The sequence below is a fragment of the Mesorhizobium sp. M0166 genome (assembly GCF_040322255.1).
Lineage (GTDB): Bacteria > Pseudomonadota > Alphaproteobacteria > Rhizobiales > Rhizobiaceae > Mesorhizobium.
The window spans coordinates 213,705-229,125 of sequence record NZ_JAMYTD010000004.1 but is presented as its reverse complement, the minus strand read 5'-3'; the positions used below and the strand labels follow the sequence as shown (position 1 = coordinate 229,125).

The following is a 15,421-nucleotide window of genomic DNA, read 5'->3' as shown; positions in this document are numbered from 1 at the left end:
GCGGCGCATGACAAAGCCATTGCTCGAAATGTCGGCCGCGAGGGTCTTCTTCGATGGCATCTTCACCAGCCCGCGCGTCGCCCATCCGGAAGGCGTGGCCATCCATCGCGACGGCTCGATCTGGTGCGGCACCGAAACCGGCGACCTGCTGCGCCTGGCCGCGGATGGCAGCTCGGTCGAACGCATGGGCGGCACGAAGGGCTTTCTGCTCGGCATCGCCTTCGATAGCGCGGGGAACTGTTTTGCCTGCGATCTGAGACATTCGGCGATCTTTCGCTGGGATGCCGCGACGGCCGACATGCAGCGCTTCGCGGCGTCCGGCATCCGCGTGCCGAACTATCCGATCGTCGACGAGGCACGAGGCCGGCTCTACGTGTCGGACAGCGTTGGCGAAGACAACCGCTCCGGCATTTTTCGCTACGATTTGAAGACCGGCGAAGGCGGCCTGTGGTGTAGCGAGGCGATGGCCTTCGCCAACGGCATGGCGATGGCGCCGAATGGCAATGGGCTTTATGTGGTGGAAAGCCATGCGGCCCGCGTCAGCTATGTGCCGATCCTTGCCGACGGCGCGCCGGGGCCTCGCCAGCTCGTCGTGGACGGCGTGAACAACGTCCCCGATGGCGTCGCCTTGGCGCCGGACGGGTCGCTGTTCATCTCGTGCTACGAGCCGAGCCGCATCTATCGTTGGCGACAGGATAGCGGGCTCGAGGTGCTGATCGAGGATCCGGCCGCAACGACGCTCGCCCATCCCACGAACATCGCCTTCAAGGGCGACAAGCTCTACACCGCAAATCTCGGCCGCTGGCATATTACCGAGATCGACCTACTTCGACGATGACATGCAAGCTCGAGCCACTCCAAGGCCCCTCGGGCCAAAAGTGTCACCTATGTCTCCGGTCTAAACGGTAACCCGTGTCTCCGGGCCGTGGTCATTCCAGGCGGAACCCCAAGGCGGCTGGCCAGTTTAAGAGGTTTGAACTGGGAGATAAGTCATGGACTACGGTTCCGCCCTGCAACCCGCCGAAGCACTGGTTCGGAAGAACGGCGCCCACCAACCGAACGAGACCGCCGAGTACCGCAAGGCCCGCGAGGCCCTGATGGTCGAGGAAATCGACCTTCGCCGGCATATCGCGCGCGTCGCCGCGCAGCGCCGCGCCCTGCCGCCCGGCGGCGAGGTGAAGGGCGACTATCAGTTCATGGGCGAAGCCAGCAGCGTGGCCGGCGCCAATCCCGTCGGCGTCGCTGAGCTGTTCGGCGACAAGGACACGCTGTTTGTCTACAACTGGATGTACGGCCCCAAACGCGCGCGACCCTGCCCCATGTGCACGGCGCTTCTGAGCTGCCTGGATGGCAACGCCGACCACATCCGTCAGCGTGTCGCCCTGGCCGTCGTCGGCCTTTCGCCCATCGAGCGACAGGTCGCCTTCAAAGTCGAGCGCGGCTGGAAGAACTTGCCGCTCTACGCCGACGTGAACGGGAAGTTCAGCCAGGACTACCACGCCATCATGGATGACGGGACCGATACCGCCGCTCAAAACGTCTTTACCCGCCGTGATGGAACCATCCGGCATTTCTGGGGCGCCGAACTGGGTTTCGAGACTGCCGATCCGGGCCAGGACCCGACCACGCCGCCGGACTTGATGGTCCTGTGGAACGTCCTGGACCTGACGCCGGACGGCCGCGGGACGGACTGGTACCCGAAGATCACCTACTAACTGATCCTGCCGCCGCACGATCTGCGGAATGTCGAGCGTCGCCTGCTCGACGCCGGTGTCGCCTGCCTGGCTTAACACGATGCTGTCCGGATCGACCGCAAATCTCGGCCGCCGGCATATTACCGAGATCGACTTGACGGCGATGCCACGGATCGAGCCCGATGCGGCGGCGCCGGCCTATCCCAGCCGGCCGTGACTGGAGCGGATGCGCAACACCTGCACCCTCGACGGCAGCTCGATCAGGAACTCTTCATCCCGCTCGAGATGGTGGATTTTCGTCGGATCGCCGCCGGTGAACGCTGCCATCGCCTCGACGTTTTCCCAATAGGAGATCGTCACGAATTCCGAATGGGTCGGCGTGTCCTCGCGAAAGGTCTGCACGCCCAGGGCCTTCTCGATCAGCGGCTTGATGCCGGCCTCGTAATTGTAACTCTCATAGGCATCCGCCTTTTTAGGCACGGTTCTGCCGCGCCAGATACGAGCGATGGTCGGGGTTTTCTCTGTGGCTTTCTCTGTCATGGCCAACGAATTCCTGCTGGTTTGATTGGTCCGCGGCGTTCGGGCAAGGCCAGCCAAGGAACGCATCTCCCCGGCTGGCAGCCTGGTATCCCGTTGCCAGCGCTTTCATCCTCTCCGGCCGACAGGCCTCCTGCCGACCCGTAGGGGACTCACTCCTGATCCTCGGCGTCTGCTCCGTGGAAGAAGGATCGGATTTCCTGCATGTCGACGCTGCCGTCACCGTCCTCGTCGACGGCGTTGAATATCCGCCCGACGAAATCCTGGACTTCGCTTTGAGAAAGCGCGCCATCGCCGTCCGCATCTACTATGGCGAACATCATTCGCATCCTCGCGCCATGCATCCCGCCGCCGCGCCCTCCCATCTCCCAATCTCTGTGAGGCGGGCCCATCCTGTAGTCGCGATGCCAGTGACCTCGCCGTTCTCCCCGGGGCGCGCGATCTTCCTGCATTCTCTCTTCCAGCATCTCGGTCATCATCTGGCGCATCATGTCGCGCATGGCGTCCTGCCCGTTCACATTCCCCGGTGCCGGTGCCGGCGCTGCGGGCGGGCTCGTCTGGCCGAATGCCGGCGCGGCCAACATGGCCAGCGCCGCTGCAATTACAGTGGTTTTGCTTGCGAGCGTCATCGTAATCTCCATCGGTATGAATTGGGGGCTGCTGCATCCAAGCCAAACCGGCTGCTCGCCTCATGGTTCCTGGTCAGTCGCCACGATGGCGCAAAAGTCCGCCTGGTCGCGGCAACGAAACCCGCTTGCCCACGTTGCCATTGATGCGAAGCTCCACCAGGAGGAAAAAATGGCTGACGATAAGAGCAAGCGAGATTTCCGCGACCGCGATCGCGTTGCTGCGGAAGACGACCGTGAGGTCGAGTATTTTGCCCAACTGAACGGCATCACCGCCGACCAGGTCCGCCAGCTGATCAAGAGCTTCGGCAATGATCGCGGGCGCCTGATCGAAGCCGCGAAGGCGTTGCGAGGGATTTCACCTGCCGGAGCCGACGAGGTGACCAGCGAAGCCCGCCAACAGAGAACGCCTATGCATCTCGGCAAACCCGACGAGTGATGCCAGGCAGCTGCTCTGCCGCTGCCGCAGCGTCAGAATTTGCGACTCAAATAATCCGAGCCGCGCAGGCCGAACCGCCACTCCGCATCGACAGCCTTGGAAATGCCGATCCGGCGGCCTGTAAGAACGACGCTGGCGTCGCCCGGCTGTCTGAAGTCGAATGGCGGCAAGTCCAGCGGCAGCCCGTCATGGGATTTGTCGATTGCCAGCGCCTGGCAAAGGCGACCCGGTCCCGAACAAAGCAGCCGGGGATCGTCAACGCGGCGATTGGCCCGCATCACATCCAGCCCGGATTGCGGTTCGATTGCGCGGATAAGCACGGCACTGCCGGGCAGGCACACGGCATTGAGGCACCAATGCAGGCCATAGGAGCGATAGACATAGGCGCTGCCCGGGGCGCCGAACATGGCGCCGTTGCGCACCGTCCTGCCACCGAAAGCATGCGAAGCCGGGTCATCCGGGCGATACGCCTCGGTCTCGACGATGATGCCGCCAACGCCGTGCAGAAGCAGCGAGGCGCCAATGATGTCGCGCGCCACGATGGTGGCGTCACGGGCAAAGAATTGATGGGTCGTGGTCACTGTGCAGCAGACTCGTTCACGCCTGAACCTGGCGCGTCGGCAAGTTCCCGGACCGGACACAAAATGTCCAGCCACAGCTCACGGATAAAGGTATTCAGCGCAGAATGGCTGCGCCGATGAAAACCGCCGCGGCCAGCACGACGATGGCGGCAATCACCAGGACCGGCCCGTATCTGCGCGGTTGGACGGCGGGCTCGTCCCTCAGCGGGCGCATCGCATTGGCATAGCTCGCCTGGTTGGTGAACTCCGGCGTTTCATGGCGTGGAGACGGATCATCTGCGGAAGCGGTACCGGCGGATTCCGCGTCCGTTTCCATGGGAGCCGCAGCCGGATCGATGCCCGGTGTCTTGTCCCCCGCGCGCCCGGCGTCGATATCGCCCCGCGCCTGAGCCGGGCTCCGCCCAAGAGGTGCTGCGTCGGTCATCGTCGAGGTCCTTTCAGAGCATCGGCTTCAAGCATCCTAACCTGCGTCTCATTTCAAAGTTCCGGCGAGCGGAAACCGCTTGCCTGCCTACAGGAACAACCGGCGATCGAGCGGGTTGAGCAAGCATCGGGGAGAGCGAGATGGACTTGGTGCGCCACGCGCCCAGATCGGCAGGTCGAAACAGGCTCCAGCGCATGATCTACTTCACCGCCGACACGCATTTCAGCGACCCGCGCATCCTGCGCATCGACCGCCGCCCGTTCGGCTCGCTGGCGGAACATGACCGGGCGCTCGTTGCGTTCTGGAACGAGACTGTCGGGCCGGACGACGAGGTCTGGCATCTCGGCGATTTTGCCAGGGGATCGGCCGCGTTCGTGTCGTCGCTGCTGTCGTCTCTTCATGGCAGCAAGCATCTGGTCATCGGCAACAACGATGCTGCGGCCACCATCGAGGCCACGGGTTGGGCGAGCACGCAGCACTACAAGGAGCTGACGCACCACGGCAGCCTGCTGATCCTTTGCCACTACCCTTTTCGCACCTGGAACCAGATCGGCCGGAAATCGATCGACCTGCATGGCCATTCGCACGGCAGGCTCATCCCGGTCACGCGTCAATATGACGTCGGCGTCGACAGCTGGGATTTTCGTCCGGTCACGCTGACCACCATCCTTGCCAGCCGAGGCCGAAGGACGGCTCGGACAAAACCCGGCTGAAAGGCTGCCGGCCGCAACCGGAACCTCTGCGCAGCTGAGGCGTTCGAAAATTGCAAGGCGTAAAGGCAACTGCAATGGCTCAGAAGATCACGACAGGCGCGAACGACCGGCCGCGCAATGAAACCATCGGCCAATCCGGCGAAGGCCTGCCGGACGACAGCAGCAGGCCGCTCGAGGTCGACGAAGGCTGGGTCGCCCGGCTGAGAAACAAGCTGCAGGGCAAGCCCCGGCAAGCCGGTCAGACCAACGCGGACGAAGTCCCCGCAGGCACTCCAGGCGCTGGCGAGAATATCTGCCGCCGCTGTGCGGGGTCAGGCATGATCGACGGCCGCACCTGCCCCGAATGCGGCGGAACCGGCAAGGTGACGACACCGATCGGCGGAGGCTGAGCAATTCCAGGAAAGTTTGAAACGGGTTTTCGTGCGGAATTGCGTCAAAACACAAAAATGGACCAGTTCTGCGTTTCCGCGGAACGATGAACCGTTCCAGCGCCGGTCAGATCGCCGGCACCCACTTCCAGAACACGCCCTCTTTGCGCTCGGGATAGTGCTTGAAGTCGCATTCGAAGCGCCAGCCGTAGTTCTTGGCGGCGGCAAGCGCCTCCTTGCTGACCGGGTTCATGCCGGTTCCCGGCGCAAACCAGTCCTCCAGCAGATCGTCGGGGACATAGGCGCCGATCCTCAACGGCAGCTGTTCGAGGACGACATCCATTTCAGGTGGTGCAGGCACGGCGGCGCTCCCTTCGAAACCTACCGGCGAAGAAGTCGTTCAACGCCAGGCGGGTTCATTCTTCTGTTCATAGTCCTGGAACGCCTTCTGGAGGCCGCCGATCACCTCGGCGGACGTCTCGAACATCGCCTTCAGCTGCGGCTCATCGACCTTCTCGATGTCCTCGCGAAGGTGCTGCTTCACCTCCTCCAACTTTTTCTGCATTTTCTGCGTGTGATGGCGCGGATCGCGGTCGGCAGCGCTTGTCATGATCAATCCCCAATTTGTGGATCTCGGACAACTCGGCCCGGCCTCTGAGGATCGCCAGGCGGGTTTGCAGCGTAAACGGCTTGCCGACAGCTGTGGTTCCCGACTGTGGAGCGGTCTTCGTACGCCTCAGCGCGCCGTTCTCGCTCTCAGCCGTCCGGTAGAGGCGGCGACAAGGCAAGTCGGAGAGGTCGCTTCCAATGAATTCGAGACGCGAGCAGTCGAAACGCGCATAGATGAAGCTGAGAACTGATGGCGCCTCTGGCCAAGGGACGGCAATCCACCACCTATAGCCTACGCCGCGTCCGCGATCCATTCGAGCGAGGCGCCATGCGGGTCGGTCCAAGCTACAGGGGAGCCGTTCGCAGACAGGAGGAAGCGGCCGGGCGGCCAACTTGTTCCGGCGCGTGTGGCGATGGACGGGAAGACGCGAGGGAACTCGTTCGATACCCAATAAGGCGAGAGACGCATCGCCTGTTGGGCAAAAGCTTCTCTGTCACCAGGGTCGGAGACATAGTCGAGGACGGCTGTGTGAAAGATGACGAGTGTAGCGTCGTTTGGCGCTTCGTTGCAGAGTTGCACGAGGTCGCTCCCGCGCAGGTCGCCCTTCACCAGCCGAGGCTTGACTGTGGCAGCGATCTTCAGGGCCGCCCGCAGATTGGCGAGCCGTGCTGTCTGTTCCGGCCAGACCAGCGTCTCAAGCCATGCGACTTGCGTGTCGTCCGAAGCATCTATCGGGCTCAGGTCCAATCCCGCCCGCCAGACGACTTGTGGCAAGGCCGTCGGCAATGGCGTTGTTTCGCTGGCGAGGCAGCGGAAGACAGGCGGCTCCAAGGCCATCGCGGGTGCGCGGATCACCTTGCGTCCGTAGTCATAGCCATAGAGATCGGGCATGAGGCAGAGCCCTGCGGAGGTCCCGACCTCGATGAGGGCCAGCGGCTGCGGCAAACGCGCGAGCACGGGGAGCAGGGTGGCGCATCTTCCCGGCTCGTTGGTTTGCGTTGAGCGCTCGAGCATGAGCGAGCGGATAGCGTCGGGATTAGCCTGAAGCGCCTGGCGAAACTCGGTCCACCCTGTCGGCGTGGCGAACAGGTGACGCACCACGGCAAGTAGAAGGTTCGGTTGCCGCTTTAGGTCCGGAAGGGTCGACAGGAAACCGAGCGCCTCCCGATCCCCAGCGACTGCCCGAGCCAACTCCTCGTAGAGCGGCGAGCGACCGCGAGCTTCCGTATCGGCGAAGCGAATATATCGGGCTGAGATCTCGGCCAAGCCCTCCTCGTCCATATCCGCTGATCCTCGGTCCCGACGTCTCGTCACAGTATACGATCCACGGGTCTGATTGGAGCCAGGCCCGGCGTTTTTACACAGGCTTGGGAACCCCGCGGACTTCCCGCGGTCGCCTACTTAACCGTTGCGTTATGAGGCCGTGCGCAATCCAAAATCTGGGGAACTGTCCCTAATTGGTGTCTCACCCAAGGGGGTGCAGTCCACCATGTCTCCGGTATAAACCGCAACCTATGTGTCCGGGCCGTACATTTTGAGAGTTGGCGCACCCGACAGGATTCGAACCTGTGACCTCTGCCTTCGGAGGGCAGCGCTCTATCCAGCTGAGCTACGGGTGCTTTCAGGATCGGTGATCCCAAAAACGAACCAGCCGGTGAACCGGCCAGCCACGGCTTCTTAGCGGAAGCAGGCGCCGGCTTCAACGGGCAATCGCGGGCGGGCTTAAGTTGCCGTAGCAGGCTTGGTATAGACACCGTCCCGGCGGCCGCGCCTGCTCATCCGGTCATGGTAAGCACTGCCTTGCCGCTGATGCTGCGTTGCCGCAGCGCGTCGAGGGCCTGGCCGACGTCCCGCCATGGCACGGTCAGGACCACGCGCGTTTCGAGCCGGCCGGCTGCGATCAGCGCGAGCAGCGAGGCGATGTCGGCGCCTACCTCCGGACCGGAAGCGTAGTAGGCGAAGGTCTGCAGCCGCGCGCCTTCGTGGCCCGGAACGAACTGGCGGAAGCCGATCGGCGTGAGTTCGCCGCTGCTCGAGCCGAACATGACGACGGTCCCGCCGGGCGCGACCCGTTCGATCGCATGGGCGAGGCTATCGCCGCCGACCGATTCGGCAATCAGCGAGAACAGTCCGTCGGCGAGCTCGATCGTTTCGACGACCTGCTCGGCTCCGAGGCTGCGGAGATCTTCGGCATGCCGGGCGGCGGCGACCGCGACCACCGACGCGCCCTGCTGGCGGGCGATCTGGATCTGGAAACGGCCGACCGCACCGCTTGCGCCGGTAATCAGGACCCGCTGGCCGGCCAGGTCGCCGCCGAGGCGCAGGGTTCGCAGCGCGGTCGTGCCCGCGACCGGAACGGTGGCGGCGGCGCCGAAACTGACGTCGTCCGGCAGGACGGCGAGGTGGTCGGTTGGAACGGCGACATTTTCGGCCCACCCGGCCTCGTCGACCAAAGCCGCAACCCGGGCGCCGACGGCTGGCCCGGAGCCGTCGGCCGCAGCACGCTCGACGACCCCGGCGACGTCTTGGCCAGGTACCCAGCCGTTCGGGCGGATGTTGAGCAGGCGCAGTTCGCCGCGGTTCAGCGAGACTGCCCGGACCGAGACCAGCGCCTCGTGCGGGGCGGGCTCGGGCTCGCCAAGTTCGGCGAGCCTCAACCCGGTGGCGCTATCGAGAGATGTGATTAAGCCGAGCATGGTTCGTACCTTCCTGCTGCCTGGCGGACGCCAGCCTGTTTTCGTGCGGGCTTGTTGGTCCGACGTTCAGAACGCAAGCAGGGGACTGGAAGCCCCCTGCCGGCTCCTGAGTTACTCATCTGGAGGCCTAAGCTAGCGACTTTCCTGTTCGAGTAATTTAGATATCTTGGCATATCATCGCTAAGATCAGTCAATATGAGACAGCCTCTCCGCTACCCCTGGCCTTTCGATCCGGATGATGTCCTCGCGCCGGCAATCGCCGTGCGCGTTGACGTCACCGAGACCAGGGCGGAGGTGCCCGACCACCGCCACCGCAAAGGCCAACTTGTCTTCGCGCTCGGAGGTGGCGTCACATGTCGCGTCCCCAGCGGGCTGTGGATGGTGCCGCCGCATTGCGCGGTGTGGATTCCGGGCGACATGGAGCACAGCAATATCGCGACCGCCAATGCCCGGATTTTCTTCGTCTATATCGAGCCGGAAGCTGCCGACCTGCCGGACCGGTGCTGCACGCTGTCGATCTCGCCGTTGCTGCGCGAGCTCATCATCGAGCTGGCGGATCGCGGTGAGGACGATGATGGGAGGGGCGAGCTCCTGACCAGGGTTCTGCTCACCGACCTGCCGCGCATGCCTGTCCAGCAGCTACATTTGCCGATCTCGTCCGAGCCGCGCTTGAGGCGCATCGCCGCGGCACTGGCGCAAGATGCTGCCGACCGCAGCACCCTGGCGGAATGGGCCAGTCGCGTCGCCCTCAGCGAAAGCAGTCTCGCCCGTCTCGTGGTCAAGGAGACAGGGCTGACCTTCGGGCGCTGGCGCCAGCAATTGCACCTGATCGTCGCATTGCGCGAGCTGGCCTCCGGCGCCAGCGTGCAGCAGGTTTCGGCCGATCTCGGCTATGAATCGGTCACCGCCTTCATCACTATGTTCAAGAAAGCGCTTGGCAAGCCGCCGGCAAAATATCTCAGCAGTATCGCGCAAAACGGCGGTTCTGCGTTTGTCGCCTGAACCCGCACACGGTCAACACCCGGACTTCAACCGTCACTGCTCCTCGGCATACAGCAGCCGCGTCTTTGCCTCGGAGGTCGGCAACAGGCTGCGCTGGATCAGCGCCTCGACGTGGTCGTTGCGCTGGCGCGCGCTGTCGGCGCCCATCACCACGATGATCAGCCGGTGCCCGTCCGCATTATAGGAGGTAACGATGTTGAAGCCCGAAGCCCTGATGTAGCCGGTCTTGATGCCGTCGACGCCGCGCACCCGGCCGAGCATGTCGTTGTGGCCGCGCACCAGCCTGCCGCGGAACATGAAGTCGCTTTCGGAGAAATAGTGGAAATGCTGCGGGAAGCGGGCGTGCAGCGCCATGCCGAGCACCGCCATGTCGCGCGCGCTGGTGTGCTGGTCGCCGTCCGGCAGGCCCGAAGCATTGCGGAACACGGTGCTGCTCATGCCGATCTGGCGCGCCTTGGCGGTCATCATGCCGGCGAACGCCTGTTCGCTGCCGCCGAGATATTCGGCGACGGCGACCGCCACATCATTGGCCGATTTGACGACGATGGCGCGGATCGCCGAATCGACGTCGATGGTCTCGCCGCGCCTGAACCGCAGCTTGGTCGGCGGCTGCCGGGCGGCGTTGTCCGACACCGGGATTTGTGTCTCCTTGCTGATGCGGCCCTGCTCCAGCGCCTCGAACAGAAGGTAGAGCGTCATCATCTTGGTCAGTGACGCCGGATAACGCGGCGCCGTCGAATTGACCTCGAACAGCGTCTTGCCGGTGCCGGCATCGATGACCATGGCGGCATATTTCTGCGGCGGCGCCGGCACCGCCAGCACGCTGTCGGGAGGCGTGACAGTCGTGCAGCCGGCGACAAACAGCAGCAGCGCCAGCACAGCGACGCATTTGTGGATGAACGAAAAGAACCGGAAGGCGGACAAGTCAGTTCCGAAGGCAGGCTGTTTCTGAGACGAGGCGAAGCTATCTTAACGCAAAGGCACAGTCCATTTGGTTAATATGGTCTGGGCCTGGATTGGTGCCCTGTCCACAGGCCGACGTGGCGGCTATGCCGCCGCCGTGTGATGGGAATTGCCGGCCGCACCGCTTGCGCAACCGGCGGCGAGTGGGCTTTGCTGGCGCCGGCAGAATCGGTAGGTGCACATGGATACGGTCACGATCACGGCAAAAGGCATTTCGGTATCGGTCGATCTTGCCGTCGGCCATCTCGCCGACATGGCGATCGATATCGATGGCCGCCGGCTGAAGCCGCTGCATCGCGCGCCCTGGGTCGGCGAGCCGCGCGAGACGCTGCCGAAAGACCTGCCTGAAGGGACGGTCCACCTGTCGGGCGATTTCCTGTGCGCGCCGTTCTCGGTCAGCGACGTCGAAGCGGCACCTTTGCATGGCTGGCCGGCCAATAGTCACTGGGATGTGGTCGACAACGCAGCAACGGCCGATGGCTGGCGCGCCGTCTTCCGCCTCCAGCGCCTGGTCATGGGCGCAACCGTCGACAAGATCCTGACCTTGCGCGACGACCATCCTTTTCTCTATCAGGAGCACGTCTTTTCCGATGGTGCCGGCGCCATTCCCGTCGCCCACCATCCGATGACGGTGATGACGGCCGGCGGCAGGCTGGCCTTCTCGCCGAAGCGCCTTGCCGCAACGCCGAACGAAGCGCCGGAACCCGATCTGGCTCGCGGCCGCTCTCTGCTCGCCTATCCGGCGCGAACCGACGACCTGACGCGCTTTCCCGCCGCCGACGGCGGCACGATCGACCTGACCACCTATCGCATGGATCAGCAGCGTGAGGATTTCGTCACGCTGGTCGAGGCCGATCATGGCGGGCCGGGCTGGACCGCGCTGGCGCGCCAGGCGGAAGCCGATCTCGTGCTGGTGCTGAAGAACCCAGCCGAACTGCCGGTCACCATGCTGTGGGTCAGCAATGGCGGGCGCGATTATGCGCCATGGAGCGGCCGCCACCGCGGCGTGCTCGGCATCGAGGACGGCCGCACCGCAGTTGGCCACGCCGCCTCGCTCGGCGACAACTGGCTGAAGCGCGAAGGCGTGGCGACCGCCTTTGCCCTTTCCGAAGGGCGCAGCTTTTCGTTCCGCCATGTCATCGGCGCACTGCCATGGCCATCCGGCGAGCCGCCGCGCGACGTCACGACCTCGCCGGGCCGCATGCGCATCCTGGCGGCCGATGATGCCGTGCGCGACGTCGGCTTCGACAGCGATTTCCTGCGGATCGGCAGGTCGGTCCCAGTTTGAGAGCTCGCCTCCCCACCTTCGTCATCCCAGGGCGGAGCAGGAGCGAAGCGACGTCGCGGAGACCATGGGATCCATGCCGCGACCGTCGTCGAGGAATGCGGCGGAACAGAATTCTGCGCCGCTGAGGCGCCCCTGATGTCACGGCATGGATCCCGGGGTCTGCGCTGCGTCGCTTCGCTCCTTGCTCCGCCCCAGGGACGATCGTTTCGGGCAATCTCAAAGCTTTGCGATTTGCCAACGGACGGTCAAAATCCCTGAGCGAGGAAACTAATCCCGGGTTTGAAATTCCCGCGAATTGTCGCCAAGATCGAAAACACTCAGCCAGAAAGGCTCCAATGTCAGAGATCGCTCATCTCGCCGCCACCATATTCAAGCGCGCCGCCAAGGCACCGCGCTTCATCGTTGCCATTGCCGGTCCGCCCGGCGCCGGCAAATCGACATTGTCGGCAGGTTTGCACGACCTGCTGCCGGAAGGCACGGCGGAAGTCGTGCCGATGGATGGCTTCCACTACGATGATGTCGTGCTCGAGCGGCGCGGCCTTCGCGCGCGAAAAGGTGCCCCGGAAACCTTTGATTTTGCCGGCTTCGAAACGCTGCTCAAGCGCATCCGGGCCGGCGAGCCGGATATTGCAATCCCGGTCTTCGACCGCAGCATGGAGCTGTCGCGCGCCGCCGCCGCGATCATCGCCGCCGAGACCAAATTCATCCTGGTCGAAGGCAATTATCTGCTGCTCGACGAAGAGCCATGGACGCGGCTGGCGCCGCTGTTCGACTTCTCGATCTTCGTCGATGTGCCGCGCGCCGAGCTCGAGCGCCGGCTGCTGGAGCGATGGCACGAGCACGGCCGGTCCGACGAGGACGCGCGCGCCTGGATCGCTTCCAACGACATGCCGAACATCGATCGGGTGCTTGCCCGTCGGCGACCCGCCGACCTGGTGGTCGGCGAACAGGCCTGATCTGTAAGGACTGTTCGGCCGGAACCTTAACACTTTCAGGCCGTTATCCCGGGACACGGCAATCGTGCCGTATGAGGGAACAGTTCGATGGAAACCATGGCAAGAAAGCCTGCGCCCGCCAAGGGCAGGGCAACACGATCAAAAGCCACTCGAGCGAAAACCGGCGCCGGCCCGGCAGCGGCGGCGCGTTCCAAGGAGGCGGCAAAGCCCAGCTTTGGCAAGGCAGCGCCGAAAAAGGTGATGCCTGCTGCGAGCAAGGCCGCAGCTCCCAAAGCCGCCAGCCCTAAAAAGCCGGCAAGCAGCAGAGGATCGATCGCAGGCAGCGCAATGCGCACTGTTAAAGCAACGGCCAACGTCGCCGCTGGTGCCGTGCTTGCGACCGCCAAAGGTGCGGCCTCGCTTGCCGCTTCCGTAGTCGGCAAGAGCTCGAAACGCCGTACCAAGGCAAAATAGCCGGTCCAGTCAGGCTTTCGATCAGGCTCTGGCCGGAATGGTGAGGCCCCTCTGTACCGCCGGCCGGGCGAGGCCACGCTCCAGCCATGCGCCCACGCTGGGGAAGTCGTCGAAACCGACGAGTTCCCGTGCCTCGTAAAAGCCGATCAGGTTGCGCACCCATCCAAGCATCGAAATGTCGGCGATGGTGTAGTCGTCGCCCATGATCCAGCTGCGGCCCTTGAGCCTCGTTTCGAGGACGCCGATCAGCCTCCGCGACTCGTCGCGATAACGTTCCAGCGGGCGCTTGTCGGCGATTTCGCGGCCGGCGAATTTGTGGAAGAACCTGACCTGGCCGAACATCGGCCCGATCGAAGCCATCTGAAAGAACACCCACTGGATCGTCTCGTAACGCAGCGTTGCGTCTGCCGGAACCAGCTTGCCGGTCTTGTCGCTGAGGTAGAGCAGGATGGCGCCGGATTCGAACAGGCCGATCGGCTTGCCGCCCGGGCCGTCCGGATCGATCATCGCCGGTATCTTGCCGTTGGGGTTCAAAGACAGGAATTCCGGGGTCCAGCTCTCGTTCTTGCCGATGTCGACGGCATGCGGCTCGTACGGCAGGCCAAGTTCCTCCAGCGCGATCGATATCTTCACCCCGTTCGGCGTCGGAAACGAATAGAGCTGGATGCGGTCGGGGTGGATTGCCGGCCAGCGCCTGGCGATCGGAAACGCGGACAGATCGGTCATCGAAAACTCCTGGTCGGCGCGCTCCGAACGGCGCAGTCATGGCGGGCCGCAGAGAGTTAGGCGCGACGCCTGGCGCGATCAATATGCGCATGGAAAGTTTCACCGGCCCCGGTGAAGGGCCGCAAGGTATGCGGTTACACGGCCTTGACCGCCAGCACCGCATTGGTGCCGCCGAAGGCGAAGCTGTTGCTGATCGCGGTGCGCACCGCGCGCTCGCGCGCCACGTTCGGCGTGATGTCGAGATCGCAGTCGGCGTCGGCTTCCCGATAATTGGCGGTCGGCGGCACGATGCCTTCGCGGATTGCCATCACGCAGGCGATCATTTCCAGCGCGCCGGACGCGCCGAGACAGTGGGCATGCATCGATTTGGTCGAGGACACCGAAAGCTTGTAGGCATGGCCGCCGAAGACACGCTTGATCGCCGCCGTCTCGATCTGATCGTTGGCCTTGGTGCCGGTGCCATGCGCGTTGAGATAGTCGACGTCCTCCGGATTGAGCCCGGCATCGACGAGGCAGAAGCGCATCGCCGCCTCGGGCCCTTCGATGGTTGGCGCGACGATGTCGGAGGCGTCGGCGGAAAGGCCGACGCCGGCGATTTCGGCAAGGATGGCCGCGCCGCGCGCCATGGCATGCTCATATGTTTCCAGCACCACCATGCCGGCGCCTTCGCCGAGCACAAGCCCTTGGCGGTCGGCCGAAAACGGCCGGCAGGTGTCCGGCGACAGGACCCGCAGGGCCTCCCAGCCCTTGAGGATGCCCCAGACCAGCGGCGCATCGGTGCCGCCGGCGACCATGACGTCGGCCCGGCCGAGCCTGATCTGATCGACCGCCGAGGCAATGGCGTGGTTGGATGACGAGCAGGCAGAGGTGATGCCGAACACCGGCCCGCGCAGACCAAGATTCATGCTGACGTGGCCGGCGGCTGCGCCCGGCATTACTTTCGGTACGGTGAAGATGCCGGCGCGGTTCTTGCCTTCGAGCAGGATGGCGCGATAGTTCTCTTCGATTGCCTCCCAGCCGCAGACGCCGACGCCGACGATGGTGCCCATCCGGTAGGTGTTGGCCGCGTGCGGGTTCAATCCCGCCTGCTGTGCCGCCTCCCGCGCGGCGATCGTCGCCAGAAGGCTGAAGCGGTCCATCGACACGACCTGCTTGCGGTCGATGCCGTGCTCCGGAAGCGCCTTGATTTCGCAGCCGACCTTGACCTTCAGATCATGCAACAGCGGATTGTCGATCGCGCCGATCGCCGAACGGCCGGCGCGCATCTCATTCCAGATTGCCGGTGCATTGGTGCCGAGGCCACATAATCCGCCGATGCCCGTGATGACGATGCGCTTGTGCATTC

Annotated in this window: 21 protein-coding genes and 1 tRNA gene; 9 read left to right on the top strand and 13 right to left on the bottom strand. The window is 64.1% G+C overall.

What is annotated here, in order from left to right:
• The first annotated feature begins 7 nt into the window (after window positions 1-7).
• From NKJ46_RS07775 to NKJ46_RS07765, 3 genes are all read left to right on the top strand, one after another.
• Window positions 8-838 (top strand): SMP-30/gluconolactonase/LRE family protein, encoded by an 831-nt coding sequence (locus NKJ46_RS07775; protein WP_352663751.1) that lies wholly within the window; start codon window positions 8-10, stop codon window positions 836-838.
• 154 nt (window positions 839-992) lie between these two features.
• Window positions 993-1,715, top strand: a complete 723-nt coding sequence (locus NKJ46_RS07770; protein ID WP_352663749.1) for a DUF899 family protein — start codon at window positions 993-995, stop codon at window positions 1,713-1,715.
• A gap of 28 nt (window positions 1,716-1,743) precedes the next feature.
• The gene (locus NKJ46_RS07765) at window positions 1,744-1,911 is read left to right on the top strand and encodes a hypothetical protein (RefSeq protein ID WP_352663747.1); all 168 of its coding nucleotides are present in this window, start codon (window positions 1,744-1,746) and stop codon (window positions 1,909-1,911) included.
• On the opposite strand, the gene NKJ46_RS07760 is transcribed toward NKJ46_RS07765, so the two are convergent.
• Together NKJ46_RS07760 and NKJ46_RS07755 are read right to left on the bottom strand one after the other, a co-directional pair.
• Complete coding sequence (locus NKJ46_RS07760; RefSeq protein WP_352663745.1) at window positions 1,893-2,234, bottom strand: antibiotic biosynthesis monooxygenase family protein; 342 nt, start codon at window positions 2,232-2,234, stop codon at window positions 1,893-1,895. The two genes, NKJ46_RS07765 and NKJ46_RS07760, sit on opposite strands and share 19 nt — an antisense overlap.
• Window positions 2,235-2,383: 149 nt before the next feature.
• A complete protein-coding gene (locus NKJ46_RS07755; RefSeq protein WP_352663743.1) occupies window positions 2,384-2,860 on the bottom strand; it encodes an EF-hand domain-containing protein in 477 nt (158 codons plus the stop codon).
• Here NKJ46_RS07755 and NKJ46_RS07750 point away from each other — a divergent pair.
• A complete protein-coding gene (locus NKJ46_RS07750) occupies window positions 2,814-3,296 on the top strand; it encodes a DUF3606 domain-containing protein (protein WP_352663741.1) in 483 nt (160 codons plus the stop codon). The genes NKJ46_RS07755 and NKJ46_RS07750 overlap by 47 nt on opposite strands.
• A gap of 32 nt (window positions 3,297-3,328) precedes the next feature.
• On the opposite strand, the gene NKJ46_RS07745 is transcribed toward NKJ46_RS07750, so the two are convergent.
• Both NKJ46_RS07745 and NKJ46_RS07740 read right to left on the bottom strand, forming a co-directional pair.
• On the bottom strand, window positions 3,329-3,877 hold the full coding sequence (locus NKJ46_RS07745) for a DNA-3-methyladenine glycosylase (RefSeq protein ID WP_352663739.1): 549 nt from the start codon (window positions 3,875-3,877) through the stop codon (window positions 3,329-3,331).
• Window positions 3,878-3,971: 94 nt separating this feature from the next.
• Window positions 3,972-4,301, bottom strand: coding sequence for a hypothetical protein (locus NKJ46_RS07740; protein WP_352663737.1), 330 nt, complete (start codon window positions 4,299-4,301; stop codon window positions 3,972-3,974).
• Window positions 4,302-4,495: 194 nt separating this feature from the next.
• On the opposite strand from NKJ46_RS07740, the gene NKJ46_RS07735 reads away from it, so the two are divergent.
• Both NKJ46_RS07735 and NKJ46_RS07730 read left to right on the top strand, forming a co-directional pair.
• Complete coding sequence (locus tag NKJ46_RS07735) at window positions 4,496-5,014, top strand: metallophosphoesterase (RefSeq protein ID WP_352663735.1); 519 nt, start codon at window positions 4,496-4,498, stop codon at window positions 5,012-5,014.
• A gap of 74 nt (window positions 5,015-5,088) precedes the next feature.
• On the top strand, window positions 5,089-5,403 hold the full coding sequence (locus NKJ46_RS07730) for a hypothetical protein (RefSeq protein WP_352663959.1): 315 nt from the start codon (window positions 5,089-5,091) through the stop codon (window positions 5,401-5,403).
• Window positions 5,404-5,509: 106 nt separating this feature from the next.
• On the opposite strand, the gene NKJ46_RS07725 is transcribed toward NKJ46_RS07730, so the two are convergent.
• The 5 genes from NKJ46_RS07725 to NKJ46_RS07705 form a co-directional block, all read right to left on the bottom strand.
• Complete coding sequence (locus NKJ46_RS07725; protein ID WP_352663733.1) at window positions 5,510-5,743, bottom strand: hypothetical protein; 234 nt, start codon at window positions 5,741-5,743, stop codon at window positions 5,510-5,512.
• A gap of 39 nt (window positions 5,744-5,782) precedes the next feature.
• Window positions 5,783-5,992 carry a hypothetical protein gene (locus tag NKJ46_RS07720; RefSeq protein ID WP_352474763.1) on the bottom strand — a complete coding sequence of 70 codons (210 nt, stop codon included), beginning with the start codon at window positions 5,990-5,992 and terminating at the stop codon, window positions 5,783-5,785.
• Window positions 5,993-6,283: 291 nt separating this feature from the next.
• Window positions 6,284-7,273 carry a DUF2332 domain-containing protein gene (locus NKJ46_RS07715; protein WP_352663731.1) on the bottom strand — a complete coding sequence of 330 codons (990 nt, stop codon included), beginning with the start codon at window positions 7,271-7,273 and terminating at the stop codon, window positions 6,284-6,286.
• Window positions 7,274-7,534: 261 nt separating this feature from the next.
• Window positions 7,535-7,611 (bottom strand) — tRNA-Arg (locus NKJ46_RS07710).
• A gap of 156 nt (window positions 7,612-7,767) precedes the next feature.
• Window positions 7,768-8,688: a zinc-binding dehydrogenase gene (locus NKJ46_RS07705; RefSeq protein ID WP_352663729.1), complete on the bottom strand. Its 921-nt coding sequence runs from the start codon at window positions 8,686-8,688 to the stop codon at window positions 7,768-7,770.
• A gap of 195 nt (window positions 8,689-8,883) precedes the next feature.
• On the opposite strand from NKJ46_RS07705, the gene NKJ46_RS07700 reads away from it, so the two are divergent.
• Window positions 8,884-9,690 (top strand): AraC family transcriptional regulator, encoded by an 807-nt coding sequence (locus NKJ46_RS07700; protein ID WP_352663727.1) that lies wholly within the window; start codon window positions 8,884-8,886, stop codon window positions 9,688-9,690.
• Between the two features lie 33 nt (window positions 9,691-9,723).
• Here NKJ46_RS07700 and NKJ46_RS07695 read toward each other — a convergent pair whose 3' ends face one another.
• Window positions 9,724-10,614 carry a D-alanyl-D-alanine carboxypeptidase family protein gene (locus tag NKJ46_RS07695; RefSeq protein ID WP_352663725.1) on the bottom strand — a complete coding sequence of 297 codons (891 nt, stop codon included), beginning with the start codon at window positions 10,612-10,614 and terminating at the stop codon, window positions 9,724-9,726.
• Window positions 10,615-10,834: 220 nt separating this feature from the next.
• Here NKJ46_RS07695 and NKJ46_RS07690 point away from each other — a divergent pair, with 220 nt between their 5' ends.
• Together NKJ46_RS07690 and NKJ46_RS07685 are read left to right on the top strand one after the other, a co-directional pair.
• Window positions 10,835-11,941 carry a hypothetical protein gene (locus tag NKJ46_RS07690; RefSeq protein ID WP_352663723.1) on the top strand — a complete coding sequence of 369 codons (1,107 nt, stop codon included), beginning with the start codon at window positions 10,835-10,837 and terminating at the stop codon, window positions 11,939-11,941.
• 335 nt (window positions 11,942-12,276) lie between these two features.
• On the top strand, window positions 12,277-12,897 hold the full coding sequence (locus NKJ46_RS07685; protein WP_352663721.1) for a nucleoside triphosphate hydrolase: 621 nt from the start codon (window positions 12,277-12,279) through the stop codon (window positions 12,895-12,897).
• Window positions 12,898-12,932: 35 nt separating this feature from the next.
• Here NKJ46_RS07685 and NKJ46_RS07680 read toward each other — a convergent pair whose 3' ends face one another.
• The 3 genes from NKJ46_RS07680 to NKJ46_RS07670 form a co-directional block, all read right to left on the bottom strand.
• Window positions 12,933-13,232: a hypothetical protein gene (locus NKJ46_RS07680; RefSeq protein ID WP_352663719.1), complete on the bottom strand. Its 300-nt coding sequence runs from the start codon at window positions 13,230-13,232 to the stop codon at window positions 12,933-12,935.
• Between the two features lie 139 nt (window positions 13,233-13,371).
• On the bottom strand, window positions 13,372-14,076 hold the full coding sequence (locus tag NKJ46_RS07675; RefSeq protein ID WP_352663717.1) for a glutathione S-transferase family protein: 705 nt from the start codon (window positions 14,074-14,076) through the stop codon (window positions 13,372-13,374).
• Window positions 14,077-14,210: 134 nt separating this feature from the next.
• A complete protein-coding gene (locus NKJ46_RS07670) occupies window positions 14,211-15,419 on the bottom strand; it encodes a beta-ketoacyl-[acyl-carrier-protein] synthase family protein (protein ID WP_352492188.1) in 1,209 nt (402 codons plus the stop codon).
• Between the last annotated feature and the right edge of the window lie 2 nt (window positions 15,420-15,421).

Bases quoted from the DNA above. Each gene is read 5' to 3' on its own strand.
- NKJ46_RS07775 (WP_352663751.1), top strand. From the start codon at position 8: ATGACAAAGCCATTGCTCGAAATGTCGGCCGCGAGGGTCTTCTTCGAT.
- NKJ46_RS07770 (WP_352663749.1), top strand. From the start codon at position 993: ATGGACTACGGTTCCGCCCTGCAACCCGCCGAAGCACTGGTTCGGAAG.
- NKJ46_RS07765 (WP_352663747.1), top strand. From the start codon at position 1,744: ATGTCGAGCGTCGCCTGCTCGACGCCGGTGTCGCCTGCCTGGCTTAAC.
- NKJ46_RS07760 (WP_352663745.1), bottom strand. From the start codon at position 2,234: ATGACAGAGAAAGCCACAGAGAAAACCCCGACCATCGCTCGTATCTGG.
- NKJ46_RS07750 (WP_352663741.1), top strand. From the start codon at position 2,814: ATGGCCAGCGCCGCTGCAATTACAGTGGTTTTGCTTGCGAGCGTCATC.
- NKJ46_RS07755 (WP_352663743.1), bottom strand. From the start codon at position 2,860: ATGACGCTCGCAAGCAAAACCACTGTAATTGCAGCGGCGCTGGCCATG.
- NKJ46_RS07740 (WP_352663737.1), bottom strand. From the start codon at position 4,301: ATGACCGACGCAGCACCTCTTGGGCGGAGCCCGGCTCAGGCGCGGGGC.
- NKJ46_RS07735 (WP_352663735.1), top strand. From the start codon at position 4,496: ATGATCTACTTCACCGCCGACACGCATTTCAGCGACCCGCGCATCCTG.
- NKJ46_RS07730 (WP_352663959.1), top strand. From the start codon at position 5,089: ATGGCTCAGAAGATCACGACAGGCGCGAACGACCGGCCGCGCAATGAA.
- NKJ46_RS07720 (WP_352474763.1), bottom strand. From the start codon at position 5,992: ATGACAAGCGCTGCCGACCGCGATCCGCGCCATCACACGCAGAAAATG.
- NKJ46_RS07715 (WP_352663731.1), bottom strand. From the start codon at position 7,273: ATGGACGAGGAGGGCTTGGCCGAGATCTCAGCCCGATATATTCGCTTC.
- NKJ46_RS07705 (WP_352663729.1), bottom strand. From the start codon at position 8,688: ATGCTCGGCTTAATCACATCTCTCGATAGCGCCACCGGGTTGAGGCTC.
- NKJ46_RS07700 (WP_352663727.1), top strand. From the start codon at position 8,884: ATGAGACAGCCTCTCCGCTACCCCTGGCCTTTCGATCCGGATGATGTC.
- NKJ46_RS07690 (WP_352663723.1), top strand. From the start codon at position 10,835: ATGGATACGGTCACGATCACGGCAAAAGGCATTTCGGTATCGGTCGAT.
- NKJ46_RS07685 (WP_352663721.1), top strand. From the start codon at position 12,277: ATGTCAGAGATCGCTCATCTCGCCGCCACCATATTCAAGCGCGCCGCC.
- NKJ46_RS07675 (WP_352663717.1), bottom strand. From the start codon at position 14,076: ATGACCGATCTGTCCGCGTTTCCGATCGCCAGGCGCTGGCCGGCAATC.
- NKJ46_RS07670 (WP_352492188.1), bottom strand. From the start codon at position 15,419: ATGCACAAGCGCATCGTCATCACGGGCATCGGCGGATTATGTGGCCTC.